Genomic DNA, 14,207 nt, shown 5'->3' with positions numbered 1-14,207 from the left:
TGACAGACATGGGATGATGTCTGACTCTTATGGGAGACGCAGTTTCTTGCCGTGGTATTTCTTCAATGCGATGTTCAGAATAAGTGCCGCTGTAGTAGCAGCTATTCTCGGACTGATTATCTTGCAAACCAGTCCGCAGTTTTTACCGAATTTGGCGACCAAGTTGCGTCAATATCCTGGTTTGGCTGCTCTGTGGGGGCTGGGGGCGATTTTATCACTTGTCTTTGGCACTGTGTTTCTGGCAATTACGTTAATTGGCATTCCCTTGATTCCAATCCTGAGTTTGATTGCAGTTGTCACTTCGTTAGTCGGTTCACTCGGAGTAGCTTTGTTTGTCGGTTAACGCATCGATAGAAATATTCAGCAGTCGGCATTACAGCAGTTTTTAATTGGTTTGGCGATCTTGACGGTGCTGACGCTAATTCCGTTTTTAGGAGGCTTAGTAGTTTTCCTAATTAATCTGTTCGGTTTGGGTGTCATCTTGCTATGGCAATTTGGTAGAGAACAACCGCAGATGGCTAGTTAGTAATTGCATTTGTAAATTCGCAAACAGAGGAGAGAACACATGACGATTCTGGGAAGCTGCCATTGCGGCAAGACTGCCTTTCGCATCGAGAGCGATATTCCGGCGAAACTTACTCGGTGTACTTGTTCCTTGTGTTCCAAACGCGGCGCACTGTGGGCGTACTACCAGCCTAGTCAGTTTCAAATAACAACCCCATCAACCGACGATACGACTTATCGCTGGAATACGAAACTAGTGGCGCATCACTTCTGCCCTGAGTGCGGATGTACCACGTTCTCCGATAGCCCAGCTTTTGAACCAGACGGAAGTTGGGACGAAAGCACCCGCCGAATCGGCGTTAATGCGCGTCTGTTCGACAACTTCGATGCAGCCGCAGTGTCTGTCGAGGTTATCGACGGCAAGAACCTTTGGTAGCTAGTTGCTTGCCTCGCTGTAAATAGACTTGGATGGTAGCAGTTGAATTACCACAAGAAGATTCTATGAAAATCAGATGCCCTGTCTAACAAGTCGTTAGACCTCAACATTTGTTCGCGACATAACCAACCCAACTAAAGATGACTCATGAAAAGATTCTTTGTTAATAAGCCTACTCTCAAGCAATATCTATTGCTCACGACAGGAGTCGGTTTGAGTATTTGGGTGGGAAGTAATCCGATTTTTCTTCAGTATGAAAAATCATTAGCTCCAGTCACAACTTCTACAGTTACTTCTACTAATTCATCCCAAAAAATTCAACCGCAAGTTTATTGGTTGCGATCGGATCGATCTAAATTAACCCTAGTTGCCAAATCATTACCATCAAACATATCGAGTTCTAGTTCGTCACAACAAAGATTAACAATTGCCATGAAACAGTTGTTATTAGCTCAACCCCGTGACGATCTAACTAGTACGATTCCCAAAGGCACCAAACTTCTGAATCTACAAGTTAGATCGGATGGAGTGCATGTTGACTTATCGCCAGAGTTTCGATCTGGAGGTGGCAGTACATCGATGATTTATCGAGTCGCACAGGTGGTTTATACAGCTACCAGCTTAGATCCTAATCAAAAGGTTTTTATCTCTGTCGGCGGACAATCGATCGATAGTAACCATCCATTAGGTGGCGAAGGATTAATCTTGCAGCAACCGACTACCCGTTCTCAGTTTGCTGCTGATTTTCTCTAATTTGTAGACATAACCAACAACAGGAATTAATAACATGACTGTACAAAATGATGACTTTAAAGAAAATGTCGAAACAATCCAGTCTGAATTAGTAACTGGACATGAAGAAAAAAAAGCAGAAAAGATTGGTGTAGAAGAATTTAGTATTCATGGTGATGCCTTGGGTGCCAAAATTAAGGAACTGATTCATCAAGGTAATATTCGGCGGATTATTCTCAAGAATGAAGAGGGACATATATTAATTGAAATCCCCTTAACTGTTGGCGTGGTAGGTGGTGCCATCAGTGCGGCTTTCTTCCCCATTCTGGCTGCTGTGGGATCGATCGGCGCGATGGTCGCTCATCTGACGATCGTGGTAGAAAAACGAGCATAAGTATTGGTATTACTACCAATTCTCTAAATTACTGCTACAGATCTTTACCCCTCCCAACCTCCCCTTGTAAAGGGGAGGAGCAGATTCTAGAGCTTTATCTGTAGTCCAATTTTTTAGATTTGGTATAACTGGTAGTAAAGCTCAATATTTGGGCGTTCCTGGAGCTGAATAACATGCCTTGTCCATGCGATCGGTTACTGGACGAACTACCTCCAAAGTTAGGAATTTACACCCAAAAATATCTGCGAAAATTAGGGGTTGAGATCCGATCTGTTTTAAAACAGAAAATTAGGGTAAATACGATCGAATAAATTTGTCTAAAGGTAGATATATGCTGACGATTCATCAGATCGATTCACTCGATCGAGAGAGGTAACAGCGGGAAATAATCGATACTCTGGAAAGAGCCGTGCTAATTTCAGGAGCTACGGGTATGGAAACTTCTAAATCACCAGATTCATCGCCAGAAACTACCGTCAAATCTCGTCGCCCCAAACGGTGGCAGCTTGGTTTGCTAGCCCTCCTGCTATTACTCGGTGGTGGGGCGATCGTCTGGCGGACGACGCTACCCAGTCAAAAGGCGGCACCACCCGCTGCCGCACGCGGATTGCCGCCCACTCCAGTCCAAACCGCCGCGATCGGTCGCGGACAAGGCACTAGAAGCATTCAGTTAGTAGGGCAGACAGAGGCAAATCGAAGTGCCACGTTGCGGACTCAGACAGCCGGAACGGTGGAACAGGTATTTGTCGAAGTCGGCGATCGCGTCAAACCAGGGATGACGATCGCGACTCTGGATGATGACGAACGACAACTCGCACTCGCAGAGTCACAAGCCAAGCTGGCACAAGCCCGCAGCGAACTGGCACGGCTGCAAGTGGGGACTCGATCGGAAATTATCGCCCAACGGCGAGCGCAAGTGAGTTCCGCGCAGGCTAGCGAACGCGAGGCGCAGGATAATTTGCGCCGCAACTCATCGCTGGTCAAAGTTGGGGCACTCGCCCAACGGGTACTGGTAGAATCGCGTGTCAGTGTCGAAACCACACGGGCACAGCGATTGCAAGCAGAGGCGACGCTAGCAGAAGCCACGGCTGGCCCGACTCGCGAGGAAATTGACGCTCAGAAAGCTAGCGTCGCTGCGGCTCAATCGGTGGTCAACCAATCTCGACTCACCCTGACGCGGACTCAAGTTAAGTCGCCGATCGCTGGTACCGTCCAAACGCGCCAGGTGAATGTGGGCGATTTGGTCGAGAGTCGCGATTCTGTAGTGACGCTGGTAAATAATAACGAGTTGGATGTGTTTTTAGAACTACCAGAACAACTGACTGGTAGCGTGAGGACTGGCTTACCTGTAGAACTCCGAGCGCGCGCTCTACCCGACTGGCGCGGACGCGCAACGATTAGCGGCGTGGTTCCAGCGGCTAATGCCGCATCGCGGCGACAATTGGTGCGGTTGCGGTTGCTCGATCCACCTCAGAATTTATTACCCAAAATGGCGATCGGGGGTACGCTCCAGTTACCGATCGAGTCCACTAATCTGGTCGTCCCCCGCGATGCACTGGTGCGTCGCGATGAAAATTGGCTGGTGTACACCGTTCGGGATGGTAAGGCGGTAGAAGTTAAAGTCCAGATGGTCGCCGATCTGGGCGAAACGATGGCAATTTCGAGCACTCAGTTGCGGGCGGGGCAAGCCGTGGTCGTGCGGGGCAGCGAAGCACTCAAACAGGGATCGCCCGTGCAGGTCGTCGAAAACCAAAAAACCAAACAAACATCATGAACTTTATTGAAACGGCTGTCCGGTGGCGACACGGCACCTTTGTGTTGTTTTTACTGTTGGTGATATTTGGATTCATTGCCATGTTTCGGCTGCCGCTTGAACTTCAGCCTGGAGGCGATCGACCCGAAATTACGATTTCTACGCCTTATATCGGCGCGGCACCTTCTGAGGTGGAAAATTTAATCACCCGCCCGATCGAGAATGTGCTGGAGGAAATTGAAGGGATTCAAGAAATCACCAGCCAGAGTCTATCTGGATTTAGCACGATTACGATGAAATTTGATTGGGGTACCGATGTCGATGCGCGGCTGGTGGCGACACTCAACAAGCTCCAGCAACTCGGAGATCTCCCAGCGGAAGCAGGCGATTCGGATATTCAGGTCGCCAGCGGCAACAATAATCCGATGATTTGGCTGGTGCTCAAGCCCAAACCAGGATTTCAGACTGACTCTAACCGTTATCGCGACTTGATTGAGGAAACGATCGAACCCGCACTCCGGCGCGTGGAAGGAACGAGTCGATTTTTTATCATCGGCGGGCAGGAACGGGAGGTAGAAGTATTAGTCGATCCCAAAGCTTTGGCCGATCGCAATCTCGGTCTGACTAATGTTACCAGTACGTTAAGTACCAACAATCGTGATATTCGGGGCGGCCCACTGGTGATCGGCAAGCGCGAATATCAAGTGCGGACGGTCAACCGCGCGCAAGCAATTAAACAGCTTGAAAGCTTTGTGCTGCGGCGCGATGACTCTGGGACGGTGTATCTCCGCGATGTGGCTACTGTCGAGATGGGGCGCAAGTTTCAAGACAGTGCCTTTTTGTTTAACGATGCACCCTCGGCAGGTATCGGGATTATCCGCCGCGTAGGTGCGAATGTGCCGGAGGTAGCCAGGGGTGTGAAGGAGGTGTTGGCGACTTTAGAAGCCCAATTCGATCGGCAAAAACAGGGCGTGGCGTTCGAGATTCTCTACGATGAAAGTACCTATATCGAGCAGTCGGTGGCGAATGTGCGCGGCGATTTAATTACGGGTGGCGTGCTGGCGATCTTAGTCTTGCTATTATTCTTGGGTTCGCTGCGGACGGTGGTAGTGGTGGCGATTAGCATTCCGATCGCGATGATTGTCACGTTCATTGTCAGTGCTGTCTTAGGTCGATCGCTCAATATTATCAGTTTGGCAGCATTGGGGTTTGCAGCAGGGATGGTGGTCGATAATGCGATCGTCGTGATCGAAAACATTTTTACCCACATGCAGCAGGGCAAAGATCGCCTGCAAGCGACGATCGATGGCACCCAGGAAGTCAGTGGGGCCATTGTGGCAGCAACATTAGCAAACGTGGCCGTATTTGCGCCGTTGGTGCTGGTGACGGGCGAAGTCTCGCAGTTGTTTATCGATATGGCAATTACGATTACAGCGGCGGCAGTATTATCGATGTTTGCCTGCTTGACATTTTTGCCGATGCTGGCAAGTCTGGTACTAGATCCCGCCGAGGCTCAGCAAACCTTTCAAGTGGGCGATGCCAATCCTGCCGAGCAGCCGCAAGTCCGCCGCAACTGGCTGGAAAGATCGATCGTCCGTACTTCCGCCGGATTTCGACGGGTGCAAAGCAAGTTAGAAAGCTTTTTGCTAGCAACTGTCGGGTGGGCATTGGGGCCGGGTCGGATGCTCCGCAGGCTGGCATTATTATCGATTCCGATCGTGTTATTGGTGTCGAGTATTTTCTTGCTCCCCCCAGCCGACTATCTGCCCCAAGGCAACCTCAATTTTGTATTTTGGTTGACCGAGAACTTTCCTGGTACCAGCGTCCCTGAAGCCGTCAAGCTGTCTGCTCCAGCGCGATCCTATCTCAAACAGCAACCCGAAATCTCCAGTACCTTTTTTGCCAACTTCGCGCAGTTTCGCGGGATTGGCATGTCCTTAAAGCCAGATTCAGCCAATGGCGGCGGGCTGGCAGACATGGAAAAACGCCTGACTGGCAAAAGCTTCGGGTATCCCGGCTATAAATTCATGTTCCCAATCCGGTTCCCGATCTTCAACGATCCAGGCAAATCCTTTGAGGTGCAGATTATTGGCCCCGATCTCGATCGACTCAACCAGTTAGAGCAACAGTTAATCAAGCAAATCTCCGCTTTGCCAGGGGTAGCCAATGCCCGTTCCAATGCGATCGATGGTGCGCCCCAATTGCAAGTAATTCCCGATCGCGATCGCCTCGCCGAAGTCGGACTCTCGGAATCAGAACTCGGCGCGATGGTAGAAGCAGCTCTAGGCGGACGCTTTGCCTCACAATTCATCGATGGCAAAGAAGAACTCGATGTCACCGTCCAGTTGCAAAATGTCTTTGTCAAAACACCCGAACAGTTGCGGCAATTATCGCTCTACAGCGCACGGATTCCCCAATCTACATCTATCGCACCCAGCACCACCTCCACAACTTCCACAACCACACCAACCCCTACTGGCGGACAAATTCAGCTCGCCGATGTTGCCACCGTCAAGGAAACCATCGGTCCTGGCGTAATTAACCATGTGGACTTAGAACGCTCCACCACCCTCACCGTCAGCCTGACTCCCGCCGCACCATTGGGGCAGCTCGTGAGCCAAACCGAATCGCAAATCCTCACCCCCTTACGCACCAAACTCCCGCCAGAATTTCGCTTAGAATTGGCGGGTTCTGCCGATCGATTGTCGGAAACCGTCAGTCAACTCGCCGCTGCCTTTGCCTTCTCAGTAATTATCACCTACTTGCTGCTAGTGGCTCTGTATCGCTCGTTCCTGTATCCACTGGTGATTATGGCAACGGTACCGATGGGATTGACTGGCGCACTCTTGAGTCTGGTGATTGCCAATTGGATTCCTGGGGTGATCGTGCCGTTGGATATGATTACGGGACTGGGATTTTTGATTTTGACTGGGGTTGTCGTCAATAATGCGATCTTGATCGTCGAGCGCGTACTCCAACTTCAGGAGGAGGGACAAAAGTACGACGAATCGCTCTATAATGCGACACGCGATCGATTGCGACCGATTTTTATGTCCGCAGGTACGAGCATTTTGGGGATAATTCCCCTAGCACTGTTTCCCGGACAGGGATCGGAATTGTATCAGGGTTTAGGGATTGCTTTGACTGGTGGGTTAGCATTCTCAACGATCCTCACCCCCACAGTAGTTCCCGCATTGATGGCATTATTGCAGGATTTCTCAGGCGATCGTCGCAAACACACGATCGGTAATTAAATTAATTGAGAATTGAGAATTGAGAATTGAGAATTGCGAAATATTAAGATGAATGTATTTTGTAAAATTAATGAGCATACTATATTTTCTTCACGATATCCTCATAAACTTAGCTTAGGATAGTAGTTATTTATCGATTTTCAACCAACAATATAACTTTAAAAAAATCAACTATGGCACGCCAAATCTTTGTCAATCTTCCAGTCAAAGACCTAAACAAATCTGTAGAGTTTTTTACCAAGCTCGACTTCACATTCAATCCAAAGTTTACGAATGAAGATGCCACTTGCATGATTGTGGATGAAAACATCTTCGTCATGTTGCTGGTGGAGAAGTATTTCCAGACCTTCACCCCCAAAGAAATTTGTGACGCATCTAAAAATACAGAGGTACTTGTGTCTTTATCTTTTAAGAGTCGAGCCGAAGTCGATGCAATGGTTGCCAAGGCGATCGCAGCGGGTGGAACTACCTACAAAGAACCAACCGACATGGGTTTTATGTATCAACATGGATTCCAAGATTTAGATGGTCATCTGTGGGAAATCTTTTTCATGGATGAGAGTGCGATCGGACAAACAACATAATTCCACGCTTTGTTGCTACTTCCCTCTATTTGATCATCGGTAGCCTGCTTTATCTCGTTGAGACATTAGTAACACCATTGGCAACCAAAAGAAGGCGATCGTGTTCGGATATGGACAAGATAACGGGGGATTGGAAAAAATCACATTCCTACCATGAATAAGATCCGGCGTAAATGTCTGTTGAGTTGGCAAATTCCATCGATCGGATTTGGGCTAACTTTTCTCCTGGGATTGGGATTGAGTTACTCCAATCAGGATATTAGATCGGAAGTTCAGTCTGTGGGATTGGTGGTATTCAGTGTATTGGTGGTAATTGGTAGTTATTATACCGTTCGAGCTTTTCGCTCTTACCAACGCTACCAAAACAAAAACTATCTCAAATATGCGATCGCCGGATTATTAGTAAATCTCTCGATCGTCTTGTTTGTGGTAACTAGCGTTAGTAAAATTTATACCCTAAGTCATCCTCTGAACACAACCAAGCATTCACTAGCGCAATTCAAGCCTTCGTCGAATGCCTCTAAACTGCCAATTTGGATTGATACAGACCCAGCCTGCGGTCAAAGCGCGACCAGTGATGTGGATGATTGTTGGGCATTGATGCTGGCACTTCGTTCGCCAGAACTCGATATTCTGGGCATCAGCACAACTTTTGGCAATACTAAAGGTGAAACTGCTCTTGAAGTTGCGCGTCAAGTAATTAGGCAGTTGGGCGGTGCGAGTCAGTCAAACCGCACGCCGCCGATCTATCAGGGTAGCCATTCTTCAGGCAGTCCAGAGTGGAAATCGACCCAGGCATCATCAGCGATCGCCTCAATACTACGCCAGGAAAAGCTGACGATTATCGCTCAGGGGCCATTGACAAATGTCGCAACAGTCATTGTCAATTATCCCGATCTGGTGAAGAATATCGATCGCATTGTCATCGTGGCCGGAAAACGACCGGGTGATTTATTCCATCCCGGACAACAATGGTGGTTTCATTTCCGCGATTTCAATATCCGTAAAGATACACCCGCCGCCAAAATCGTTTTGGACTCTGGCATTCCGTTGGTACTCACCCCATTTGAACTGGCGACAAAGGTGACGATTACACGATCGGATTTAGACAAATTAGGATCTGGTGATGCAGCCGCTCAGTGGTTGCGGCAGGCAAGTCAAGCCTGGATGTCGTTTTGGGAGGATCGTCTGCAAAAACAAGGATTCCATCCCTTTGATGCGCTGGCAGTTGGTTACGTTACTATGCCTGACTTGTTTAGCTGTGAGATTTTACCTGCGCGAATTGGCTTTAGTATATTTCTCGAACCGTTTGGGCTGGGGCACGATCTGGAAGTAGCACCGGATCTTAAAGGGTCGCAAGTATATTACTGCTCGGATGTCGATTCACGATTTAAAGACCGCTTAATCGATCGGATGTATAATTAGCTAATAGATTTTCTACGCTAAAGTCGATCGTCCTGATGTCTTCAGCACAACAAAAGCGGCGAACACCATGTTTGTGAAGGGTTGTCAATACAACTTACGCCCAGTAAGGAATGAATCAGCCCTGCTTTAGGCGCAACGTCGAGCTGGTGTGGGAGTCTTGAGTATGATACTGACCTCACTGCAATCGATCTTGACGTGGGAGGGACAGAAACTGAAAATACTATGGAGCTTCCTGTGCAGCAACAAGATGATGCGCTAGCAAAATTGACATCGCCCACATCCGATCTCGATTCTCCTACGGAGACGCCATGCGAACGCATCATATCCGATCTGCCCAATGGCTTTGCGACATTCGATCGCGAGTGGCGGTATACATACGTCAACAATCGGCTGCTAGAAATCTTTAAGCTGCCTCGTGCTCAAGTTCTCGGTAAAAAAGCCTGGGAAGTATTTCCGCATCAAGTTGGGATCGAAAACTTCGATCGACTCAATCGCGCCATGACCGAACGGATCGAAGCGCAGTTCGAGTTTTATTATGACATTGCCGATTGCTGGGTCGAACATCGGGTCTATCCTACCGCTGACGGACTGGCGATCCTGATGGCAGATATCAGCGACCGCAAACAAGCAGAATTCCTGCTGCTAGAGCAGCAGCAACTACTAGAATTAACGGCATCTGGGGCACCGATGGCGGAGTGTCTAGCTGCCGTGTGTGCTTCAGTATCCAAGCTGAGTGCGGATGTCCGCGCCTGTATCGTGCTGACTGATTCGCAGCAGCAGACATTTAACGATTGCATCGCGCCGACGTTTCCGCCGTCTTGGGGTCAAGGAATTTGGGGTGCGCCGATTAATGAACTAGCGATTGGTACCTGTGGGACGGCGGTATATTGCGGTAGAGCGGTCACCTGTAGGGACATTGCTAGCGACGATTCCTGGTCGCAGCCCTGGCGAGATTTATGCTTGGCTCACGGGGTGCTGGCGTGTCATTCTGCGCCGATTCTGAATGCGGATGATGTGCCATTGGGTTCGCTGATGCTGTGCTTCGATACAGCGCGGGAGCCGACGGCGTGGGAGTGTCAATTGGCGGATTTTGGTACCCATATTGCCAGTATTGTCTTCGAGCGCGATCGATCGAGCCTTGCGTCATTCGAGTCGGCAGCAGAGTATCGGAACTTATTGGAGTCGATCGATGAGGGCTTCTGCATTGTGGAAATGATGTTTGATGCCCAGGAACGGCCAGTCGATTATCGGTTCTTGCAAGCGAATCCGGCGTTTGTCAGACTGACTGGATTGCCAGCAGACGCACTAGGCAAAACAGCTCTCGAACTGGTACCCGATCTCGAACAGTTTTGGGTAGAAACCTATGGCAGAGTCGCTCTGACAGGCGAACCCGTGCGGTTTGAAAATGAATCCGTACCGATGAACCGTTGGTTTGATGTTTATGCCTCAAGGGTCGGCGATGCCGCCAGCCGCCGCGTGGCGATCGTGTTCACCAACATCACGGAGCGCAAACAAGCAGAGAAAATTTCGCAGCGAGCTGCGAAATTTGATTCTTTTCGCCTGACGCTGGCTGATGCGCTGCGCCCACTTGCCGACCCTGTGGAGATTCAAGCTACGGCTAGCCGCGTCTTGGGCGAACATCTGGACGCAAACCGCGTGGCATATTTCGAGGTTCGCAGTGGTAATTATGCGGTCGATCGAGACTATGTTAATGGTGTTACACCCATACTGGGCAACTATCCGATCGATTCATTCGGCGAGAAGCTATTAGAGGCATACCGTAGCGGTAGAGCGGTATTTGAGTCCGATATTGCTGCCGATTCCGACCTATCCTCAGCAGAACAGGCGGGTTACGCTGCGATCCAGATTGGTGCCTACATCGGTGTACCGCTGATTAAGGGTGGCGAATTTGTTGCAGGGCTGGCAGTCCACGCGTCCGCACCGCGAGTGTGGACATCTGATGAGGTGGCGATAGTTGAAGAAGTCGCCGAGCGAACTTGGGCAGCACTCGAACGCGCCCGCGCTGAAGTTGCTTTGCGCGAGTCGGAAGCTAAATACCGGACTTTATTCCAGTCGATGGATCAAGGCTATGTGCTGATGGACTTAATCTTCGACGCAGAAGATCGTCCGGTGGACTTGTACTATCTAGAGGCAAATCCAGCTGCAGTAGGCATGATGGGCACAAACCCCGTAGGACTACGGGCAAGCGAAATTTTCGCCATAGAATCGCACTGGGTGGAAACACTCAGTCGCGTGGCAAAGACTGGGATCGGCGAACGCCACGAGCTACATTTTGCCCAGCTAGATAACTGGTATAGTTTCTACGTCTTCAAAATTGGCGGTGCCGACAGTCGGCGCGTCGCCTTTATTTATGAGGATGTGACAGAGCGCAAACGTCGCGAAGCAAATCTTGCCTTTTTGACAGAAATCCAAGACGAATTCACGCGCCTAGTCTCAGCAGACGAAATTATGCAGACGGTGGGCGCAAAGATCGGTGCATACCTGAATGTCACACATTGCATGTTTGTGGATATCGACGAAGCGCAGAACGAGGCAGTCGCTAAATACGGTTGGCACACCTCAGATGCACCAGACTTAGTGGGTGTTCATCGACTTTCAGAATTTGTCAGTGCGGAATTTCAGCAAGCGGCACGAGCTAGGGAAACGATCGTCATCAACGATACCCAGACCGATACGCGGGTTGATGCGGACAGTTATGCCGCCCTGAATATTCATGCCTCTGTATGCGTACCCTTTTATGATGGCAATGAGTGGAAATATTTGCTCACTGTCAACGATTCGCGATCGCGTGATTGGCGCGAAGATGAGATCGAGCTGATCTCCGAACTTACCAATCGGATCTTCCCCCGCCTCGAACGCGCCCATGCCGAAGCCGTAGTCGCCGCCAACCTCCGAGATACACGACTACTCCGCGACCTGAGTGCGCGACTAGTAACCGAAAACGAGATCGAAACGCTATATCGAGAGATTCTAGCTACCGCGATCGCGCTGACAGGTGCAGATGCTGGTACAGTGCGGATTCTCGACGATCGATCTCAGGATTTTCTACTGATTAGCTCACAAGGGTTCGATCGACAGATGACCGAGTATTTCTACCGTGTGAATACCCACTCTCATACATCCTGCGGGATCGCTATGCAAAACGGCGAACGCGCGATTGTCAATTTTGATGTGCCCGAAGCTGAAGACCCCGACGGTTCAATGCGATTGCATTTCGAGGCGGGTTATCGATCTGCCCAATCTACCCCGCTGATATCGCGCACGGGTAAACCCGTGGGGATGATTTCTACCCATTGGCGATCTCATCACCGACCGAGCGATCGCCAATTGCGCGCTCTAGATTTACTCGCTCGTCAAGCCGCCGATCTCATCGAGCAGCAACAAACAACCGCCGCTCTGCGCGAGAGTGAAGAGCAATTGCGGCTGGCTTCAGATGCCGCCAAAGTGGGGATGTGGTTCTGGAATCTGGAAACCGACTCCTCGATCTGGACGGAACAGTGTAAGTCACTATTTGGCTTACCTGCCGAAACGGAAATGTCCCACGCCGTTTTTCTAGCTGCCATCCATCCCGACGATCGCCAGCACACTGATGCAGCCGTAACTCGATCGATCGCCGAACATATAGACTACGATATCGAATACCGCTGCTGTTGGTCGGACGGCTCGGTACACTGGGTTGCATCAAAAGGTTCTTGCACCTACGATCCGACTGGTAAACCCGTGCGGATGATGGGTGTAACAATCGACATCACCGATCGCAAGCAGGTCGAAATTGCGTTACGGGAGAGTGAGGAGCGGTTGAGTCTCGTACAACTGGCTGCCAAAATTGGGGCGTGGGATTGGGAGATAGCTACAGGTGATGCATATTGGTCGCCAGAGTACTATACCTTGTACGGCACCGATCCGGCAGTTCCGCCCAGCTATGTGAACTGGCTAGCTTCAATCTTAGAAGCCGATCGAGACACTACCGAACGAGCCATGAGCGAAGCATGGCAACAGCAGCAAACCTACTTCAGCTTCGAGTTTCGGACTGCTCATCCCACCCAAGGCATCCGCTGGATTGGCGTACGCGGTCAAATCTTCTACAATCCAGACGGACAGCCGCAGCGGGTCGCAGGGATTGCGATCGATGTCACCGATCGCAAACACATAGAGATCGCCCTAGCCGATCGCAATCAAGAGCTAGACAGCTTTGTCTATATCGTCTCCCACGACCTCAAAGCCCCCCTGCGCGCGATTTCCAATCTCTCCGTGTGGATTGAAGAAGACATGGGTACCGATCTGCCCGCAGAGATTGGGCAACACATGACCCAATTGCGCGGTCGAGTACGACGGATGGAAGCCATGATCGACGGACTCCTCGGCTATGCTCGTGTCGGTCGCACTGATGTCCAGATCGAGCTAGTTTCTGTCGCCGAGCTACTTGCTGAGATCCTCGACTCCCTCATGCCACCATCGACATTTGAGATTACCATCGCCCCAAATCTGCCAACTTTCCCCACCAAACGGCTCCTATTATCCCAAGTATTCTCCAACCTGATCGGCAATGCCTTCAAGCATCACGACAAATCCAATGGCTTTATTCGGATCTCTTGCCAAGAACAGGGCGATTTTTATGAATTTACGATCGTCGATGATGGCCCAGGCATCCCATCAGAGCAACACGATCGCGTGTTTATCATTTTCCAGTCCACCAACCCTCAAAAAAACCCAGACAGCACGGGCATCGGTCTGAGCATCGTCAAGAAAATCGTCGAAACCACCGGAGGCAAGATTTGGCTAAGGTCAGAGTTAGGTAAGGGCACAACCTTCTACTTTACCTGGCCGAAGTAATGTAAAGTCCTGACTTCTCTCAATACGGTTCGGTTAAGTAAATATTTGCTCTATTTTTAGTCCGCGTAGGCGGACTTTGCAACACTAGCGGCGGTTTGCGGCGCGCGCTCGTCGGGTTTCCCGACGGTTTGCGGATGGAATCGCGCTGAGGCTTCCTCAGCGTGCGTTCCACCAAGCAAGCGCGACAAGACACAACCGCTGTCTAACTGCCTAACCGAACCGTATTGTGACTTCTCTAAGTCGGGGATCTTGCTTTGCTCATCCAGCCGCA

Annotated in this window: 8 protein-coding genes and 1 pseudogene; all 9 read left to right on the top strand. The window is 50.1% G+C overall.

Annotation, left to right across the window (positions count from 1 at the left end; genetic code table 11):
* A pseudogene (locus ACEW9I_RS03055) lies at positions 1 to 343 on the top strand (hypothetical protein); the annotation flags it as partial.
* A 222-nt stretch (positions 344 to 565) separates the two neighbouring features.
* A complete protein-coding gene (locus ACEW9I_RS03050; protein ID WP_373538902.1) occupies positions 566 to 940 on the top strand; it encodes a GFA family protein in 375 nt (124 codons plus the stop codon).
* Between the two features lie 147 nt (positions 941 to 1,087).
* Positions 1,088 to 1,693, top strand: a complete 606-nt coding sequence (locus ACEW9I_RS03045) for a GerMN domain-containing protein (protein WP_373538901.1) — start codon at positions 1,088 to 1,090, stop codon at positions 1,691 to 1,693.
* Between the two features lie 34 nt (positions 1,694 to 1,727).
* The gene (locus tag ACEW9I_RS03040; RefSeq protein WP_373538900.1) at positions 1,728 to 2,066 is read left to right on the top strand and encodes a DUF4342 domain-containing protein; all 339 of its coding nucleotides are present in this window, start codon (positions 1,728 to 1,730) and stop codon (positions 2,064 to 2,066) included.
* 433 nt (positions 2,067 to 2,499) lie between these two features.
* Positions 2,500 to 3,840, top strand: a complete 1,341-nt coding sequence (locus ACEW9I_RS03035) for an efflux RND transporter periplasmic adaptor subunit (protein WP_373538899.1) — start codon at positions 2,500 to 2,502, stop codon at positions 3,838 to 3,840.
* Positions 3,837 to 7,073 (top strand): efflux RND transporter permease subunit, encoded by a 3,237-nt coding sequence (locus ACEW9I_RS03030; RefSeq protein WP_373538898.1) that lies wholly within the window; start codon positions 3,837 to 3,839, stop codon positions 7,071 to 7,073. The genes ACEW9I_RS03035 and ACEW9I_RS03030 overlap by 4 nt, the downstream gene beginning before the upstream one ends.
* Before the next feature lie 173 nt (positions 7,074 to 7,246).
* The gene (locus ACEW9I_RS03025; RefSeq protein WP_373538897.1) at positions 7,247 to 7,657 is read left to right on the top strand and encodes a VOC family protein; all 411 of its coding nucleotides are present in this window, start codon (positions 7,247 to 7,249) and stop codon (positions 7,655 to 7,657) included.
* Between the two features lie 153 nt (positions 7,658 to 7,810).
* Positions 7,811 to 9,082, top strand: a complete 1,272-nt coding sequence (locus ACEW9I_RS03020; RefSeq protein ID WP_373538896.1) for a nucleoside hydrolase — start codon at positions 7,811 to 7,813, stop codon at positions 9,080 to 9,082.
* A gap of 234 nt (positions 9,083 to 9,316) precedes the next feature.
* Positions 9,317 to 13,936 (top strand): GAF domain-containing protein, encoded by a 4,620-nt coding sequence (locus ACEW9I_RS03015; RefSeq protein ID WP_373538895.1) that lies wholly within the window; start codon positions 9,317 to 9,319, stop codon positions 13,934 to 13,936.
* Positions 13,937 to 14,207: the final 271 nt, after the last annotated feature.

The organism is Chamaesiphon sp. (genome assembly GCF_041738855.1).
Classification (GTDB): domain Bacteria; phylum Cyanobacteriota; class Cyanobacteriia; order Cyanobacteriales; family Chamaesiphonaceae; genus Chamaesiphon.
The sequence above is the reverse complement of the archived record's forward strand: the minus strand, read 5'-3'. Positions and strand labels throughout refer to the sequence as shown.